Source organism: Erythrobacter sp. (genome assembly GCF_023653175.1).
Classification (GTDB): domain Bacteria; phylum Pseudomonadota; class Alphaproteobacteria; order Sphingomonadales; family Sphingomonadaceae; genus Erythrobacter.
In genome coordinates this window covers 1-17,203 of the sequence record NZ_JAMNXL010000001.1, presented here as the reverse complement: position 1 = coordinate 17,203, position 17,203 = coordinate 1, and the positions used below count along the sequence as shown (strand labels likewise).

21 protein-coding genes are annotated in these 17,203 nt (G+C 66.3%); 12 read left to right on the top strand and 9 right to left on the bottom strand.

Annotated features, from left to right (window positions below; genetic code table 11):
* Position 1: 1 nt before the first annotated feature.
* The 11 genes from pgeF to NBV68_RS00055 all read left to right on the top strand — a co-directional run bounded on the left by pgeF (position 2) and on the right by NBV68_RS00055 (position 10,614).
* Positions 2-751 carry a peptidoglycan editing factor PgeF gene (pgeF, locus tag NBV68_RS00105; protein ID WP_296306262.1) on the top strand — a complete coding sequence of 250 codons (750 nt, stop codon included), beginning with the start codon at positions 2-4 and terminating at the stop codon, positions 749-751.
* A gap of 229 nt (positions 752-980) precedes the next feature.
* Positions 981-1,547, top strand: coding sequence for a ubiquinol-cytochrome c reductase iron-sulfur subunit (gene petA / locus NBV68_RS00100; protein WP_296306260.1), 567 nt, complete (start codon positions 981-983; stop codon positions 1,545-1,547).
* 65 nt (positions 1,548-1,612) lie between these two features.
* Entirely contained in the window at positions 1,613-2,989 is a 1,377-nt protein-coding gene (locus tag NBV68_RS00095; RefSeq protein WP_296306258.1) for a cytochrome b/b6, read from the top strand.
* Between the two features lie 54 nt (positions 2,990-3,043).
* Positions 3,044-3,898 carry a cytochrome c1 gene (locus tag NBV68_RS00090; protein WP_296306257.1) on the top strand — a complete coding sequence of 285 codons (855 nt, stop codon included), beginning with the start codon at positions 3,044-3,046 and terminating at the stop codon, positions 3,896-3,898.
* Positions 3,899-3,993: 95 nt separating this feature from the next.
* Positions 3,994-4,545 carry an adenine phosphoribosyltransferase gene (locus NBV68_RS00085; RefSeq protein WP_296306255.1) on the top strand — a complete coding sequence of 184 codons (552 nt, stop codon included), beginning with the start codon at positions 3,994-3,996 and terminating at the stop codon, positions 4,543-4,545.
* 134 nt (positions 4,546-4,679) lie between these two features.
* Positions 4,680-7,514, top strand: coding sequence for a monovalent cation/H+ antiporter subunit A (locus NBV68_RS00080; protein ID WP_296306254.1), 2,835 nt, complete (start codon positions 4,680-4,682; stop codon positions 7,512-7,514).
* Positions 7,511-7,903: a Na+/H+ antiporter subunit C gene (locus tag NBV68_RS00075; RefSeq protein WP_296306253.1), complete on the top strand. Its 393-nt coding sequence runs from the start codon at positions 7,511-7,513 to the stop codon at positions 7,901-7,903. The genes NBV68_RS00080 and NBV68_RS00075 overlap by 4 nt, the downstream gene beginning before the upstream one ends.
* Positions 7,900-9,420, top strand: coding sequence for a monovalent cation/H+ antiporter subunit D (locus NBV68_RS00070; protein ID WP_296306251.1), 1,521 nt, complete (start codon positions 7,900-7,902; stop codon positions 9,418-9,420). The genes NBV68_RS00075 and NBV68_RS00070 overlap by 4 nt, the downstream gene beginning before the upstream one ends.
* On the top strand, positions 9,417-9,905 hold the full coding sequence (locus NBV68_RS00065; RefSeq protein WP_296306250.1) for a Na+/H+ antiporter subunit E: 489 nt from the start codon (positions 9,417-9,419) through the stop codon (positions 9,903-9,905). The genes NBV68_RS00070 and NBV68_RS00065 overlap by 4 nt, the downstream gene beginning before the upstream one ends.
* Positions 9,902-10,183: a K+/H+ antiporter subunit F gene (locus NBV68_RS00060; RefSeq protein WP_296306248.1), complete on the top strand. Its 282-nt coding sequence runs from the start codon at positions 9,902-9,904 to the stop codon at positions 10,181-10,183. The genes NBV68_RS00065 and NBV68_RS00060 overlap by 4 nt, the downstream gene beginning before the upstream one ends.
* Positions 10,180-10,614: a Na+/H+ antiporter subunit G gene (locus NBV68_RS00055; RefSeq protein ID WP_296306247.1), complete on the top strand. Its 435-nt coding sequence runs from the start codon at positions 10,180-10,182 to the stop codon at positions 10,612-10,614. Before NBV68_RS00060 ends, NBV68_RS00055 begins: the two co-directional genes overlap by 4 nt.
* Before the next feature lie 40 nt (positions 10,615-10,654).
* Here NBV68_RS00055 and NBV68_RS00050 read toward each other — a convergent pair whose 3' ends face one another.
* From NBV68_RS00050 to NBV68_RS00015, 8 genes are all read right to left on the bottom strand, one after another.
* Positions 10,655-10,876 (bottom strand): hypothetical protein, encoded by a 222-nt coding sequence (locus NBV68_RS00050; RefSeq protein WP_296306246.1) that lies wholly within the window; start codon positions 10,874-10,876, stop codon positions 10,655-10,657.
* A 271-nt stretch (positions 10,877-11,147) separates the two neighbouring features.
* Positions 11,148-11,528, bottom strand: a complete 381-nt coding sequence (locus NBV68_RS00045; RefSeq protein WP_296306245.1) for a copper resistance protein CopC — start codon at positions 11,526-11,528, stop codon at positions 11,148-11,150.
* A gap of 23 nt (positions 11,529-11,551) precedes the next feature.
* Complete coding sequence (locus NBV68_RS00040; protein ID WP_296306243.1) at positions 11,552-12,421, bottom strand: copper resistance protein B; 870 nt, start codon at positions 12,419-12,421, stop codon at positions 11,552-11,554.
* Entirely contained in the window at positions 12,418-14,130 is a 1,713-nt protein-coding gene (locus tag NBV68_RS00035; protein WP_296306241.1) for a copper resistance system multicopper oxidase, read from the bottom strand. Before NBV68_RS00035 ends, NBV68_RS00040 begins: the two co-directional genes overlap by 4 nt.
* Positions 14,131-14,135: 5 nt before the next feature.
* Entirely contained in the window at positions 14,136-14,678 is a 543-nt protein-coding gene (locus NBV68_RS00030; protein WP_296306240.1) for an RNA polymerase sigma factor, read from the bottom strand.
* A gap of 26 nt (positions 14,679-14,704) precedes the next feature.
* Positions 14,705-15,142, bottom strand: a complete 438-nt coding sequence (locus NBV68_RS00025) for a periplasmic heavy metal sensor (RefSeq protein ID WP_296306239.1) — start codon at positions 15,140-15,142, stop codon at positions 14,705-14,707.
* On the bottom strand, positions 15,139-15,396 hold the full coding sequence (locus tag NBV68_RS00020) for a hypothetical protein (protein WP_296306238.1): 258 nt from the start codon (positions 15,394-15,396) through the stop codon (positions 15,139-15,141). Before NBV68_RS00020 ends, NBV68_RS00025 begins: the two co-directional genes overlap by 4 nt.
* Positions 15,397-15,459: 63 nt before the next feature.
* Positions 15,460-15,849 carry a MerR family transcriptional regulator gene (locus NBV68_RS00015; protein WP_296306236.1) on the bottom strand — a complete coding sequence of 130 codons (390 nt, stop codon included), beginning with the start codon at positions 15,847-15,849 and terminating at the stop codon, positions 15,460-15,462.
* Between the two features lie 80 nt (positions 15,850-15,929).
* On the opposite strand from NBV68_RS00015, the gene NBV68_RS00010 reads away from it, so the two are divergent.
* On the top strand, positions 15,930-16,682 hold the full coding sequence (locus NBV68_RS00010; protein WP_296306325.1) for a MauE/DoxX family redox-associated membrane protein: 753 nt from the start codon (positions 15,930-15,932) through the stop codon (positions 16,680-16,682).
* A 58-nt stretch (positions 16,683-16,740) separates the two neighbouring features.
* On the opposite strand, the gene NBV68_RS00005 is transcribed toward NBV68_RS00010, so the two are convergent.
* Positions 16,741-17,203, bottom strand: a 463-nt coding sequence (locus NBV68_RS00005) for a hypothetical protein (protein ID WP_296306235.1), incomplete at its 5' end; no start/stop codon positions are given.

The following is a 17,203-nucleotide window of genomic DNA, read 5'->3' as shown; positions in this document are numbered from 1 at the left end:
CGTGGACTTCCAGATCGAATGCGACGCGATTCTCGAAGGCGTGCCGCACGGCTTCTTCGGCAGCAGGGGCGGCGCCCATCAGTTCGGCTTCGGCGGGCCGGGCGAGGGCGAGGAGGTGCGCAAGCTTCGGCAGGCCGCGGCCGAGGCGATCCTTCCGGGCGGCATCCTCGCCGCGCCGCATCAGGTGCATTCGCCCGATGTCGTGACGGTGACCGTGGCCTGGGATGACTCCGCCGGGGGCCGCCCGGTCGCCGATGCGGTCGTGACCGCCACGCCGGGGATCGTGCTCGGGATCGTCACCGCCGACTGCGGGCCGATCCTCTTTGCCGACCGGCAAGCGGGCGTCGTCGGCGCGGCCCATGCGGGGTGGCGCGGGGCAGTCGAGGGCGTGCTCGAAAACACCATCGCCGCGATGGAGGTGCTGGGGGCTACCCGAGCCAACATCGCCGCGGTGCTCGGGCCGACGATCGCGCAAGCCAGCTATGAGGTCGACGCCCCGTTCCGCGAGCGCTTCCCGGCCTCCGCCGAGCGTTTCTTCGCCCCAGCCCCCGAGCGCGAGCGCGCGGCGCGCTGGCACTTCGACCTGCCCGGTTTCATCACCGCGCGGCTTGCCGACGCGGATATCGGGAAAATTGCGGATATTGGCCGGGATACATTCTCACATGTCGCGCGTTACCATTCACACAGACGCTCCACGCAAGCGGGCGAGGCGAATTATGGTCGGCAGATCAGCATGATCGCGCTGCCCTGAGGCAACCTTGCACGAGCGCGAACGCGGCTTGACTAAAACACGGTTGGAATCTCGCAGGATTGCCGTTAATTGCCCCGCCCAAGTTTCAGGCCGGGTTCGCCGCAAGGGGCACTCGGCGCTGAGGCAGGGACCAATCGACGGATAGGCTCAGGGGCTTTCGCGCCCCGCAATGCGAAACCACGCCGCGCAGGCTCATTCCGGCGCGGCAAAACGAGCAGGGTAAGACGAAATGGCTACTGACACGGCCGCTACCACCGAAGTCTCCGCCGCCGATGAAGGCGTGCGCCGCCGCGACTGGATCCACATCGCCGCGCTCGGCACTGCGGGCGTGGGCGGGGCTTCGGTCCTGTTCCCGCTGATCTCGCAGATGGCGCCCTCGGCCGACGTGCTCGCCGCGAGCACCACCGAGGTCGATGTCAGCGCGATCCAGCCGGGCCAGAGCATCAAGGCGACCTTCCGCAAGCAGCCGCTGTTCGTCAAGCGGCTCACGGCCGAGGAAATCGCCGCCGCCAAGAAGGACGACGGGGCCGACATGCGCGATCCCGCCAAGCTTGCCGACCGCACCAAGGCCGGGCACGAGGACGTGCTGGTGACCATGGGCGTGTGCACCCACCTCGGCTGCGTGCCGCTGGGCGCGGCCGAAGGCGAGAACAAGGGTGAATTCGGCGGCTATTTCTGCCCCTGCCACGGTTCGCACTACGATGTCGCCGGCCGCATCCGCAAGGGCCCCGCGCCGCTCAACCTCAAGGTGCCCGAATACGAGTTCACGTCCGACACCGTCATCCGGGTCGGGTGATCTTGCGTATCTGACCCGACACAATAATCGCCTGACCTTTCACCCGATCAAGCCGAGAGAACGCCATGAGTTTCGCCTGGGCCAAGCAATACGAACCGCAGTCCGCTTTCACCAAGTGGCTTGACGAGAAGCTGCCGCTGCCGCGCCTCGTCTACAACGCGGTCGGGGCCGGTTATCCGGTGCCGCGCAACCTCAACTACATGTGGAATTTCGGCGTGCTCGCCGGCTTCTGCCTGATGCTGCAGATCGTCACCGGCGTCGTATTGGCGATGCATTACGCGGCCAACGGCCTCGTCGCCTTCGCCACGGTCGAGCACATCATGCGCGACGTGAACTACGGCTGGATGCTGCGCTACGCCCACGCCAACGGGGCGAGCTTCTTCTTCATCGTGATCTACCTGCACATCTTCCGCGGGTTGTTCTATTCGTCCTACAAGGCCCCGCGCGAGATGATCTGGCTGCTGGGCGTGGTGATCTTCCTGCTGATGATGGCGACCGCCTTCATGGGCTACGTGCTGCCGTGGGGCCAGATGAGCTTCTGGGGCGCGCAGGTCATCACCGGCCTGTTCAGCGCGATCCCGCTGGTGGGCGAGCCGCTGCAGATCTGGCTGCTCGGCGGCTTCGCCCCTGACAACGCCGCACTGAACCGCTTCTTCTCGCTGCACTTCCTGCTGCCCTTCGTGATCGCGGGTGTCGTCATCCTGCACATCTGGGCGCTGCACATTCCGGGCTCGTCGAACCCGACCGGCGTGGAAGTGAAGCAGGAATCGGACACCGTGCCGTTCCACCCCTACTACACCTCGAAGGACGGCTTCGGCCTCGGCGTGTTCCTGATCCTGTTCACCGCGATGGTCTTCTTCTTGCCCAACGCGCTGGGTCACCCCGACAACTATATCGAGGCGAACCCGCTCTCGACGCCCGCACACATCGTTCCCGAATGGTACTTCTGGCCGTTCTACGCGATCCTGCGCGCCTTCACCGGCGATCTCACCATCCCCTTCACCGGCATCACCCTGATCCCGGCGAAGCTGCTCGGCGTGATCGCGATGTTCGGTTCGATCCTGCTGTGGTTCGTCCTGCCCTGGCTCGACAAGAGCCCGGTGCGCTCGGGCCACTACCGTCCGCTGTTCCGCAAGTTCTTCTGGTTCGGCCTGATCCCGGCCATGGCGGTGCTGTTCTACTGCGGCGGCGCCCCGGCCGAGGAGCCCTTCGTGGTCCTCAGCCAGATCGCCACGGCTTACTACTTCCTTCACTTCCTGGTGATCCTGCCGATCATCAGCCAGATCGAAGTGCCCAAGCCGCTGCCGTTCTCCATCACCGAAGCCGTGCTCGGCGGGACAAAGCCCGGCAGCACCTCGGGCGGCGGCACGATCGATCCTGGGAGCGTTGTCGAGGGCCTGCCCGGCACCGCCACCGACGGCTCGCTGCAACCGGCCGAGTAATTGGCCGGCACGGCGCTCACGCAATCTGAACCGATAACGAGAAAGAGCTCGGTCATGACTATTCGTCTCGGAGGCATCATCGTCGGCCTCGCCATCACCGCAGTGCTGGTGCTCTGGTCGCTCCTGCCCGGTGTCTACAATTACGCCTTCGGCCCGGCGCCGGAAAAGCAGCCGTCCTACGCCTTCTACGAGCACGGCCACGGCCCCGAGGGCGGCTTCGCCTTCGACGGCGCCTTCGGCAAGTGGGACGTGGCCGAGCTGCAGCGCGGCTACCAGGTCTACAAGGAAGTCTGCAAGGCGTGCCACAGCCTCAAGTTCGTCGCCTTCCGCGACCTGGCGCAGCTGGGCTACACCGAAGCCGAGATCGACGCCGAGGCTGCAAGCTGGACGGTTCCGGGCATCGATCCTGCAACCGGCGAGGCGACCACGCGTCCGGGCGAGCCGACCGACTACTTCCCCTCGCCCTTCCCCAACGCGATCGCCGCCGCGGCCGCGAACAACAACGCGATCCCGCCGGATCTCTCGCTGATGGCCAAGGCGCGTCATGACGGGTCGAACTACATCTACGACCTACTGATGGGTTACGGCGAGGCTGACCCCGCCAAGGCCGCCAAGGTCGGCTTCGAAACGCCCGACGGCCTCTACTTCAACAAGCACTTCCCCAACGTGAACATCGCCATGCCCCCGCCGCTGAGCGATGATCAGGTCACCTATGCCGACGGCACCAAGGCCACCACGGCGCAGATGTCGAAGGACGTCGCCGCCTTCCTGACCTGGACCGCCGAGCCCACGCTCGTCGAACGGCGCCAGACCGGGTGGTTCGTGCTGGGCTTCCTGCTGTTCGCGACCACGCTGGCCTTCCTCAGCTACAAGCAGATCTGGGCCGGCTTGAAGCCGAAGAAGAAGTAAGCCTTACATTCAGGCGCAAAGCATGCGGCGCCCCGTCATCCCTTGCGGATGGCGGGGCGCTCTGCTTTGAGGGGGCCGAAAGGGGCCTTGCTGATATGACGACGCCGCATCTCTCTCCCGCGGAATTGAAGGCGCTGGTGCGCACCGTGCCGGACTTTCCGCAACCCGGCATCCAGTTCCGCGACATCACCACGCTGATCGGCCACCATCAGGGCATGGCGGCGAGCGTCCACCACCTCGCGGCGGCCGCTGGCGCTGCGGGGGCGCAGAAGGTCGCGGGGATGGAGGCGCGCGGCTTCATCTTCGGCGCGGCGGTGGCGGTGCAACTCGGCCTCGGCTTCGTGCCGGTGAGGAAGCCCGGCAAGCTGCCGATCGACACCATCGGCATCGACTATGCGCTCGAATACGGCACCGACCGGCTCGAGATGGACCCGGGCGCGGTCCTGCCCGGGCAGCAGGTGGTGATCGTAGACGACCTGATCGCCACCGGCGGCACGGCGCTCGCCTCGGCCGAGCTGCTGCGCAAGGCCGGCGCGGTGGTGAGCCACGCGCTGTTCGTGATCGATCTGCCCGACCTCGGCGGGGCCGAGCGGCTGCGTCAGGCGGGCATCACCGTTTCCTCGCTGATGGAGTTCGAGGGGGATTGACCTTACCCCCCGGGCCACAGGGGTCCGGTTTTGGTTGTGTTGTCAAAGACCCCTCGGCTATGCCCTAAGGCAGGCGCCGCCGCGTGCGCCTGTGCCCTGAACCCCGTTGCGCGCAAGGATCCGAGACGCCGCCTATGGCTATCGCCATGACGCTTCTGACGCTGGCCTTGCTGCCCTTTGCTGCGGCGCTCGCCATCGCGCAGCTGCACGGCGCGCCGCGCGCGGTGCATTCGGGGATCGCGGGCGGAGCGAGCGCGGCAGGCCTCGCGCTGCTGGCGAGCCTCGCTGCGCCCGCGCTCGGCGGAGACGTGCCCTTCGTGCGGTGGGATTGGGTGCCGTCGCTCGGCCTCGATCTCACGCTGATGGTCGATCCCCTGGGCTGGATGTTCGGCCTGCTGATCCTCGGCATCGGCCTGTTGGTGGTGATCTTCGCGCACAGCTACCTCTACGAGAACGAGGACACCGGGCGCTTCTTTGCCAGCCTGATGCTGTTCCAGGGCGCGATGCTCGGCATCGTGATCGCGGGCAATGTGCTGCTGCTGCTGGTGTTCTGGGAGCTGACCAGCCTCGCCTCCTTCCTGCTGATCGGCTTCTGGCAGCACAAGGCCGAGGCCCGGCAGGGCGCGCGCATGGCGTTGGCGGTGACGGGGGGCGGGGGCCTCGCGCTGATCGGCGGGATGGTGCTGCTCGGCCTGATTGCCGGGAGCTTCGACTTGCAGGCGATCCTCGCGCGGGGCGACATGGTGCGCGCCTCGCCGCTCTATCCGCTGATGCTGGGGTTGATCCTGCTGGGCTGTTTCACCAAGTCGGCGCAGTTCCCGTTCCACTTCTGGCTCCCCCACGCGATGGCCGCGCCCACGCCGGTGAGCGTCTATCTCCACTCGGCGACGATGGTGAAGGCGGGCGTGTTCCTGCTCGCGCGGCTCTGGCCGGTGCTGGCGGGGACCGAGCTTTACACGGTGACGGTCACCACAGTCGGACTCGTCACCATGCTGCTCGGCGCGACCGTCGCGCTGTTCCGGCATGATCTGAAGAGCATCCTTGCCTACTCCACCATCTCGCAACTGGGCATGCTGGTGATGCTGCTGGGCTTCAGCCTCGAGGCCGCGGCGCTGGCGGCGGTGCTGCACATCCTCAACCACGCAGCCTTCAAGGCCGCGCTGTTCATGAGCGCGGGCATCGTCGAGCACGAAACCGGCACGCGCGACATCCGCCGCTTGGGCGGGCTCGCCAAGGCGATGCCGGTCACTGCCGGGATCGCGACCCTCGCCGCCGCGTCGATGGCGGGGCTGCCGCCGTTTGGCGGGTTCATCTCCAAGGAGCTGATGCTCTACCAGACCCCCAAGCTGGCGCTGGCCGGCCTGCCGTGGCTGCTGCCAGTGCTGGCGACGCTGGGCGCGACATTCTCGGTCGCCTATTCGCTGCGCTTTGCCGCGCATTTGTTTGCCGGACGCCCGCGCGAGGCCGGGCCTTTCGCCCGCGCCCACGACCCGTCGCCCGCCATGTGGGCCGCCCCTGCGCTGCTGACCACGCTCGCTGTGCTGCTCGGCCTTGTCCCGATGCTGCTCGCCGCGCCGCTGGTCAGCGCGGTCACAGGCGCGGTCACTGGCAGCGCGCCGCCGGAAGTGGAGCTGGGCCTGTGGCACGGGGTCAACCTTGCGCTGATCCTCAGCATGCTCGCGGTCGCGGGCGGGGCGGTGCTGCTGTCGCGGCACGCGGGCCTGCTTTCCCTGTGGGAGCGCGCCTCGCTGCCCGATGCCAAGCGCATGTTCGAAATCACGCTCCGCCTTGCCGACGCGCGGGTGAGGAAGGCGCTGGTCGCGACCCATACCCCCTCGCTCCAGCGCATGCTGCTGGCGAGCTTCGCGATTATGATCCTGCTGGTGATCGACGGTGCGCTAACCGGCGGCGGGGTGCTGACCGGCACGCGCCCCGGCCTCCCGGCGAACCTTCCCGCCGTCGCCGCCTGGGCGCTGCTGATCGCGGCCACCCTCGCGGTCGTGCTCGAATCGCACAACCGCCTGCGCGCGCTGGTCTATGTCAGCGTCATCGGACTTGTCGTAAGCCTCGCCTTCGCGGTGCTCTCCGCCCCCGATCTCGCGCTGACGCAGATTTCGGTCGAGGCGGTGACGGTGCTGCTGATGCTGCTGGCGCTGAACCTGCTGCCCAAGAAGCCCCCCGTGATTTCCAGCCGCATGCGCAAGACCCGCGATGCCGCCATCGCGATCGTCGGGGGTGTGCTGGTGGGCGGGATCGCCTGGGCAATGCTGACCCGTGATCCGGGGCCGAGCATCGCCGCCTTCCACTTGGCCAATGCCAAGCCGGGGGGCGGGGGGACCAATGTCGTCAACGTCATCCTCGTCGATTTCCGCGCTTACGATACGCTGGGCGAGATCATCGTGCTTGGGATCGCGGGGCTGGGAATCTTCGCGCTGCTCGAAACCGCAGGAACAGGCGCATCAGGCGCGCGGCTGAGGGCGTGGCGCGCGGACATGCCGCACTCGCCCGAGCGCCATCCGATGATGCTGGTCGCCGCCAGCCGGATCATCCTGCCGCTGACACTGGCGGTGGGAATCTACCTGTTCCTGCGCGGCCACAACCAGCCGGGCGGTGGCTTCATTGCCGCGCTGGTGGTCGCGATTGCCTTCCTTGTCCAATATCTCGCCGCCGGCTTCGACTGGTCGGATGCGAGGAAGCCCTTCGGCGAGCACAACCTCATCGGCTGGGGCGTGCTGGTGGCGATGGCAACAGGGCTCGGCGCGATGGCGCTCGGCTCGCCGTTCCTCACCAGCTGGTTCGACTATTTCAGCCTGCCGCTGATCGGCAAGTTCGAGCTGGCGAGCGCGATGCTGTTCGACACCGGCGTGTTCCTGACCGTGCTCGGCGCGGTAATGCTGGCGCTGGCGCAGCTGAGCCACGTTGCCACCCGCGCCGCCCGCGCCGCCGAGGAAGCGGAGGGCGCGCCATGAGCTACGAGTTCCTCGTCGCCAGCGCCATCGGCGTGCTGGTCGCAGGCGGGATCTTCCTGGCGCTGCGGGCGCGCACCTTTCAGGTGGTGCTGGGGCTGACGCTGATCTCCTATGCAGTGAACCTGTTCCTGTTCGCCAGCGGCCGGCTGGTGCTGAACCGCCCGCCGATCTGGGACAAGGCCGTCAGCGAATACACCGACCCCCTGCCGCAGGCGCTGGTGCTGACCGCGATCGTCATCACCTTCGGCATGACCGCCTTCGTGGTGATCCTTGCATTGAGAAGCTTCCTCGAGACCGGCAGCGACCATGTCGATGGCGACCGGGTGCCCTGCGATGCCCAAGACGGGCTGGCGGACGGGCTGGCGGATGGGGAGGGCACCGAGCCGTGAGCCTCGCCGATCATCTCCCGATCCTGCCGGTTGCGATCCCCGCGCTTGCCGCGCCCTTCGCGCTGCTGGTGATGCGCCGCCGCCGGGCGCTGGCGGTGGGCATCGCCTTTTTCGCCTGTCTCGCCCAGCTTGCAGTCGCAATGCTGCTGATGGAGCGGGTGAGTGGGGGCACCATCCTCGCCTATGCGCTCGGTGCCTGGCCCGCGCCTTTCGGGATCGTGCTGGTCGCCGACCGGCTCGCGGCGCTGATGCTGGTGCTGACCGCGGTGCTCGCGCTGATCGTGCTCACCCACGCCGTCGTCACCCGCGCCGACCGCAAGGGCTGGCACTTCCACCCGCTGTTCCAGTTCCAGCTGATGGGCCTCAATGGCGCCTTCCTGACCGGCGACCTTTTCAACCTGTTCGTCTTCTTCGAGGTGCTGCTGATCGCCTCCTACGGGCTGATGCTCCACGGGCAGGGCCCTGCGCGGCTGAAGGCAGGCGTGCAATATGTGGTGGTGAACCTCGTCGGCTCGGCGCTGTTCCTGATCGCGCTGGGCATGCTCTATGCGCTGACCGGCACGCTCAACATGGCGGATATGGGCCTGCGCGTGCGCGACATCGCGCCCGAGGATCAGGGGTTGCTGCGGATCGCGGCGCTGCTGCTGGCGAGCGTCTTTGCCCTGAAGGCGGCGGTCGTGCCGCTCCACCTGTGGCTGCCGCGCACCTATGCCGCTGCCACGCCTGCGGTCGCGGCGCTGTTCGCGATCATGACCAAGGTCGGCGTCTATTCGTTGATCCGGGTGGTGCCGCAGGTGTTCGGCGAGGGCGCGGGAGCAGCCGCCTGGGCGCCGGCCCCGTGGCTGCTTCCGGCCGCGCTGGTGAGCGCCTGCGTCGGCTTTGCAGGGGTGCTCACCGCGCGCAGCCTTGCCGAACAGGCCGCCTATGCCGTGATCGGATCGACCGGCACGCTGCTGATCGCGGTCGCCGGCTGGAGCGGGGCGAGCCTTGGCGCAGGCCTCTACTACCTCGTCCATTCGACCCTTGCGGGCGCCGCGCTGTTCCTCGTCGCCGACATCGCCGCGCGGCGGCGCGGGAGCTTCGGCGATGCCGCCAGCCCGGGCCCGGCCTTCGCTGGGCGCGGGGTCGCAGCGCTGATGTTCATGGCCGGCGCGATCGCCACCACCGGCCTGCCGCCGCTGTCGGGCTTCATCGGCAAGCTCCTGATCCTGCAATCGGTGGCGGCGCTGCCGAACTGGGGCTGGGCGTGGAGCGTGATCCTCGGCACGACCTTCATCGGCGTGATCGGCTTTGCGCGCGCGGGCAGCGCGGTGTTCTGGAAGACGGCCGAGGGCTCCCACGCCCCGCCCGCGCCCGACACCCGCCTCGATCTCGTCGCCCCGGCGCTGGCGCTCGCTTGCCTTGCCGTGCTGTCGGCGGGCGCAGGGATCGCGACCGCCTATGCCGATGCCGCCGCCGCGCAGGTGCTCGCGCCCGCAGATAGCGCCGCGGCTGTGCTGACGGAGGGCCCGCGATGATCCGCCGCCTGCTCCCGCACCCCGGCCTCTCCGCCCTGCTGGTGATGATGTGGATGGTGATGGTCAACGACCTCACCTTCGGCACGCTGTTCCTCGCGCTGGTGGTCGGCGTGGCGGTGCCGCTGTTCACCGCGCCGTGGTGGCCGGGCCGCCCGAAGGTGCGGTTCCTGCCCGCTTGTCGCTATGCGGCGCTGGTGCTGTGGGACATCGTGATCGCCAACTTCCAGGTCGCCGCGATCATCCTGTTCAAGCCCACCCGCGACCTGCGCCCGGCATGGTTGACCGTCCCGCTCGAACTTTCCAGCCCCGAGGCGATCACGGTCTTTGCCGGCACGATCAGCCTGACGCCCGGCACGGTCTCGGCCGACGTCTCGGCCTGTGGGGAATACCTCCTCGTCCACGCCCTCCACGCTCCCGATCCGGCCGCCGAGATCGCCAAGGTCAAGGCGCGCTACGAGGCGCGGCTGAAGGAGATTTTCCCATGACGATGAGCGTGCTCGAGGGGGCGCTCGCCTTCGGCTTTGCGGCGCTGGGCTTCGCGCTGGCGATGAACCTGTGGCGGCTCGTCAAGGGGCCGGGCGTGACCGACCGCATCCTCGCATTGGACACGATGGTGATCAACACCATCGGCCTGATCGTGCTCTCCGGGATCGCTGGCGGCAGCGGCACCGCGTTCGAGGCGGCGCTGCTGCTGGCGATGGTGGGCTTTGTCGGCACCGTCGCCTATGCCAAGTTCCTGCTGCGCGGGGACATCATCGAATGAGCGGCCCCGCGTCCTTCGCCGAGCTGCTCGCCGCCGCGCTGATCGTGCTCGGCGCGGGCTTTGCGCTGGTCGGCAGCTGGGGCTTGGTGCGCCTGCCCTCGCTGATGGAGCGGCTCCACGGCCCCACCAAGGCGTCCACGCTCGGAATGGGCGCGATGCTGGTTGCCTCGGTGGTTTGGTTCCAGCTCGGCGAGGGGGAGTGGACCACGCACGAGCTGCTGATCTCGGTGTTCCTGTTCGTCACCGCACCGATTTCGGCCAACATGATCGCCAAGGTCCACCTCCACCGCCTGCGCACCGGCGAGGCGAGTGGAGGGGCGAGCGAACCGGCCGGCCCCGCAGGCTCGCCCGCCCCCCCGCCGGGCAGCGCCGACTGGGCCACGCACGAGGCGCCGCACCAAGGCACACCAGGGGATTTCGCGGGGGACTAGGGTGCCATCGCGGGCCTGTCGTGCTCTAGTTTTTTGCTCTTCATCCCTGGCCGGGACCGCTTCGAGCGGGATGCGGCTTGTCGTCCTCATCCTGCGAGAGCCCCGAACACAGGCTTGCAGGAATGCGGTAGACATGCTTGCAGAGTCCTTCGTCAGACCTGCCCGGCAGCTTCGCGACCGTGGCATGGATCGGGGGCGAGGACGGGGGGCTCTGGCTCTTGTCCGGCCCGGCCGATGCGGTCGCCCAGATGAGTGACAGCATCAGCAACGCCACCGCAACGATCTCCCACCGCACTGGCGCGGAGGTCAGCGCGGCCGCGCAGCTCGGGCGTTGCTCCCAGCACCAAAATGTGAGCAATCGGCTCCTCGTTGATGGTGAGGGGCCGTCACTACCCTGCTCGGGCCAGAAATGGCGGCTGTCCTAAACTCGTTTGCCGAAAACCACCCAGCCTGGTCCCGAGCCCGTTGCCGTCATCACATGGGCTCTGTCGGCTCGCCGAGTGCAGACCAGCATCGGGCAACCGCGGCGGGTGTCAGCTTACCTCGAAGCCGACCGTCCCGTTCATCGCGTGACCATCGCCCGCAGCGGCCTGCCAGCGCACTTCGTAGCTCCCGGTCGGCAGGGGCTTCTTGAGCGTCAGTGTCAAGGTTGTGTTATCGGCAGACCAACTCATGGTGAAATTGCGGATCGGCATTTCGCCGTGGTTCGCCATCCCGGGCATGGCCGTCATGACAATGCTGGCGGCAGCGCTCGCCTGATCGACCGGCTGACTGAAGGTCAGGGTGATAATTTTCGGTGCCTTGACGGTGGCTTCGGCTGACGGCGTCGAGGCAGTCAGCTGGACATGCGCCAGCAGCGCCGAGGGGGCGAGGGTCGAAAGCGCGAAGGCAGCGAGGAGGGCGGAAATGCGCATGGAAAAAGTGTCCTTCGTATTGATCAGAACCAGAAACGGATACCAGCCACAAAGCTGGTGACGGATGGGTCTTCGCCCCGAGCGCGGGCGAGATTGGCGCTGCGTCCGGTGCGCCAGGATTGTTCGATGCCGATATAGGGGGCAAATTCGCGCCTGATCTCGTAACGCAGCCGCGCGCCGACCTCGATCTGGTCAAGCCCCGCGCCGATGCCCAATTGGGGAATGTCCTGCGCGGAAAGGTTGGCCTCGATGCGCGGCTGGAGGATCAGGCGCTGCGTGATGCGCTGGTCGATCTCAGCTTCAAGGCGGGCGGTCACATCGCCGCGATGCGAGAGGAACAGCGCGGTGTCGATCTCGAACAGATAGGGCGCAAGGCCCTGCACACCGATCACCGCATGGGTGGTGTTCGGCCCGCCGATGTCTTGGCGTATGCCGGCCTGCAGATCCCAGAACGGCGCGAAGGCCTTGGCATAAAGCGCCTGCACCTCGGCATCTTCGGGATTTTCGCCGAATGTGCCTTCGCCTTCGGACTTGAACCACAACCGTTCGGTAGTGCCGCCGTAATAGCCCTGAATGTCCCACAGGTAGACGTCTTCACCCTTGCGCACCTGCGCTTCCAGCCGGTCGCCCTGGAGCCACAAGACTGGGAAATCGCCATGGGTGCGGCGCAGATCCTCGCGCGAGGCCTGCATGGCATCGGCACCCCAGATCGCATCGGCAGCGCGCGGCGGGCCGCTGCCAGCGGCAGCAGGCGGCGGGGTCTCCATAGTCGGGCCGGGAGAGGTCGATTTCTCCGGCTCGCTCATGCTGCCCATATCATGCCCGGCGTGCGGGTCTTGCGCGGCGAGCGGAAATGCAACCGTCAGCGCCAGCAAGGACAATGCGAACTTCACGCCCCGCTCCCCTGCCCCATCACCGTCACGGTCTGCATCATTCCGCCGTGCATGTGGTAAAGCAGGTGGCAGTGAAACGCCCAGTCGCCCGGTTCATTGGAGGTGAGATCGAACTGCGCGCTCGCGCCGGGCTGGACGATCACCACGTTCTTGCGCGGCTGGTGGGCGGCATCCTCGCCGTTGACCAGCTCGAAAAACATCCCGTGCAGGTGAATGGGGTGCGCCATCATCGTGTTGTTCACGAGCTTCACCCGCACCCGCTCGTTCCAGGCAAAGCGGACCGGCACATCGCTGACAGCGGAATACATCTGGCCATCGAAGGACCACATGTAGCGTTCCATATTGCCGGTCAGGTGCAGTTCGAGCAGCCGCGAAGGCGTTCGGGTGTCGCGGTTCGGCTCCAGCGCAGACAGCATCCGGTAATTCAGAACGCGGTGATCCACATCGCGCAGGCCGAGGCCGGGATCGCCGAGCTTGTCGACCGGCGCCATGGAAACCATGTCGATCCCCGGCCCGGTCTTCACATCGGGGGGCAGGAGCAGCGTGTCGCGCATCTTCATGCCGTCCATGCTGTGACTACCACCCATATCGCCGTGGTTCATCCCCATGTCGCCCATGTCGAGTAGCGGGGGCTTCCTTGGCGGCGGGATCGGCGCGCGGGCGCCAGGTCTGCTTGCGAGCGTGGCAAGCGCCATACCTGAACGGTCCATGCTTTCGGCAACGATCGTATAGGCCTCGGCGCGGGGCTCGATTACAAGGTCGTATGTCTCCGCCGTGCCGATCTGCAATTCGTCTACCTCGACCGGCTTCACGTTCTGGCCATCGGCGGCGATCACCGTCATCGGCAGGCCCGGTATACGCAGGTTGAAGAACGTCATCGCCGAACCGTTGATGACGCGCAGGCGGACGCGTTCACCTGAGTTGAACAGGTATTCCAGCCCCTCCTTCGGCCCGCGCCCATTGGCAAGGTAGGTGTAGGTGGAGCCTGTGACATCGGCGATGTCGGTCGCGGGCATGCGCATCTGCGCCCACATCCGCCTGTCCTCGGCCGTCAGCGGGTAATCATCCGCCCAGCTGGTCTGCTGGTAGTTGAAATAGCCTTCACCCTTGCGCAGCCGGTCCATGATCTTGTGCGGGTGCAACGCGGTGAACTCGCTCAGGAGCAGGATGTAATCGCGATCATATTCGGCCGGTTCGTCGCCAGCCGGATCGATGATCAGTGGGCCATAATGCCCCTGCTGTTCCTGCAAGCCCGAATGGCTGTGATACCAGTAAGTCCCAGCCTGTCTGACCGGAAATTCATAGGTGAAGGTCTGCCCCGGCTTGATCCCGGGAAAGCTGATCCCCGGCACGCCATCCATATGAAACGGTACGAGCAAGCCGTGCCAGTGGATCGAGGTGTCTTCGGCCAGCCGGTTGGTCACATTGAGGCGGACATTGGTCCCTTCCTTCATGCGCACCAGCGGGCCGGGCACACTCCCGTTGACCGCAACACCGTGCCCTTTGCGCCCCTGAACCACGCGCGGGCCGTGGTCTACGGCAAGATCGATCACCGCGCCGCTCACCTCGTCAAAGCCGACCCGGATCGGTGCGCCCCCGCGCATCTTGTGCATCGAATGGCCCTGCGCCCAGGCAGGCAGCGCGGCAATGGCCGAAGCTGCTCCGGCACCTGCCAGAAGGCGGCGGCGAGAAAGAACGGGAGAGGTCATGTCTCCTATACGCGGGAACGCGGCTTATCCCTCATCGCCTCCGTCAGTTTTTGCCGTGCGCGATACAGCCGAGTTTCGACCGCCTTCGCACTGATGCCAAGCGTCTGCGCGGTGTCGTCCTGCGACAGGCCTTCGATCGTGCGCAGGATCAGCACGTCCTTGAGGCTGGACGGCAGCGCGGCGATCGCGCGGGCAGTGGCAGCAAGCTCGGCCCGATCCGCGGCTACAGTCTCTGGCAAGGGTGCATGGTCCGCGACCCAATCGGCGGCGTTATCGGGCAGTGGAAGCCCGAGAAAGCGCCGCACCGCGCGCCGCCGCGCATGATCGCGGCACTTGTTGAGCGCGATGGCCGCGATCCATCCTCTGAAAGGCCGGGCCGGATCATAGCGGTGCAGAGCGGCAAAGGCAGCGACAAAGGCCTCTTGGGTGATGTCGAACGCTTCCTCCGCATCGCCTGTTGCGCTTCGGGCGAGGCGGTAGACCGCCTCCCGGTGCCGCTCCACCAGCGCGCGTGCCGATTGCGCATCATCTGCCAGCGCCCCGCGCACCAGCGCCGCGTCCGGATTGTCGCTGTTCACTTGCCCGGTTGCGCAAGGCTCTTGGCGACTGCCGCGTCGAACTTGGCCTGCTGATCGGGGCGCAGGATCGCGCGCATTGCGAAGATGTGTTCGAGCGTCGCTTTCTGAAGGTCGCCCATCGCCATGTGGGTGGCGTCGACCGCGGCCGAGACACGTGGGCCATACTGATGCTCGGCGGCAATCGCTTCGGCGAGCCGCGCGTTGTCGGCCCTCAGCCGTGCTTCGAGCGCTTCGCGGCGCACGGCAAAATCGCGCTCAAGCACGGCGAGCGAGCGTTCCTGTGCGTCGTCGAGTTCCAGCCCGTCATGCATCAGCGCGTGCAGCTCGGCGCCGCTGTGATGCGCAGCCGGCTGAACCATCCGCCCCAGCCACACGCCCACAAGCGCAAGGGCAATCACCAGAACGGCGGCGACAGCAAGGCGGCGGCCGGTCATTCCTGCCCCAGCGCGATCAGCGGTGCGAGAGCAAGCGAAGGGCCGAAAGCGGCAAGCGGCACCTCGGCCTTCGCCGGAGCCTGCATTCCGCCAACGACCCCGATCCCCAGCGATGCCGCCATCGCCACTGCCAGAGTGCTGCGCGAATGACGCACCTCCGCCCGCGCCCGCACGGCAAGCGCGCCGCCGTCAATCGCCGAAAGATCGGGCAGCGGGGCAGCGGCGAGCTGCGCAAGATTGCCGTCGATATCCATCACATTTCTCCTGACGCATTGCATACGCACGCGTGCGAAAAATCCCTCATGGCTTGGGCGAAATCACCGCTGCACCTGGTCGGGGTTGAAGGCGGCGATGATCGGGCATGGCCCCGTTTCGCCAGCCGCGCACGCGTCCGCCAGTCGCAGCAGCGCGCCGCGCATGGTCTGCAAGGTGGCGATCTTGGCGTCGAGCGCTGCGATACGGCTTTGCGCAAGGCTATGCGCAGCGGAACGATCATCGGTGTTCAGGGCAAGGAGCGTGGCAATCTCGTCGAGCGTGAACCCGGCGGTCTGCGCGGCCCGGATCGAGCGGAGCCGTTCAAGATCGTCAAGGCCATAGCGCCGCGGCCCGTCCCCGCGCGGCGGTTCGGCCAGCAGCCCGCGCCGCTGGTAGTAGCGGATTGTCTCGACATTCACCCCGCCGGCGCGGGCCAGATCACCAATTTTCATAAACCCACTTGATTCCGTACTACGGTACGGGACTTATACAGGCGGCATTGGAAGCGAATCAAAGGAATTCGGCAATGCTCATGACCCGCTCTAGGTCGGCCACCGCCGTGCTGTATCGCATGGTAATGCCCGATCACATCTGCCCCTACGGTTTGAAGGCCAAGCACCTGCTTGAATCCCGCGGCTACGCGGTGATCGACAACCATCTTACCACCCGCGCCGATACCGACGTCTTCAAGGCCGAGCATGGTGTCGCCACCACGCCGCAGACCTTCGTCGGCGGGCAACGGATCGGGGGATATGATGATCTGCGCCGGTTCCTTGGACTCAAGGTTGTTGATCCCGCTGCGACGACCTATCGCCCGGTGATCGCGCTGTTTGCGATGACCGCGCTGATGGCGATGGCTGCAGGCTTTGCCGTCGATGGCACGGTGCTCAGCATCCGCGTGGCCGAATGGTTCGTGGCTTTTTCCATGGTGGTGCTGGCTCTGCTCAAGCTTCAGAACGTCGAGAAGTTCGCGACCATGTTCCTGAATTACGATCTGCTCGCCCGGCGCTGGGTGCCCTATGGCCGGGTCTACCCCTTTGCCGAAGGGCTGGCGGGCGTGCTGATGGTGGCAGGCGCACTCCACTGGCTGTCGATCCCGGTGGCGCTGTTCATCGGCACGATTGGCGCCGTTTCGGTTTTCAAAGCGGTCTACATCGATCGGCGCGAGCTGAAGTGTGCCTGCGTCGGCGGAGACAGCAACGTGCCGCTGGGATTCGTCTCGCTGACCGAAAACTTGATGATGATTGCGATGGCGCTGTGGATGATGGCGAAGCCGGCCATTTAGGTTTGGGAAGCAGCCAATCAGCGAACCACCATGGGCACGGTCGACGGTTAGTCCCCAATCATACACCCAGTCCCCTATGGCTGGGGGCGGACGCTTTCGAACGCGTTTGGTCGGAAAGTCCCTCAATACCGTGAGATTTGGCGCTATGTCCAGTCGAATACGGATGGGATCGGACAGGGGGATGGGGTAGCGGGAAGCCAAAGGTTGGTTTATTTATCTGGAAATAAATAACAACCTTGGACGGTCGAATTTCTCTAGCCCCCAACAGGCACCCCAAATTTGCTGGATGCATGTGGAAAACTTGGGGCAGTCCGGTTCGGATTCTAAGTTGGGAATCGTCAATCAGATTAGGATAGCCAACCTTGATGGATTTGTGACGCTTTTTCAGCGATATAGCGTCCAGTTTATCGGATCCGATTGGCAAGTCGGATTTGATTGAGAAGCTGCCACCTGACTGTTCTGCCCTTTCCGTGAACGAATTCAAAGTAATAGCGTAGCGACTGGTCGCGTAGGGTGTGCCT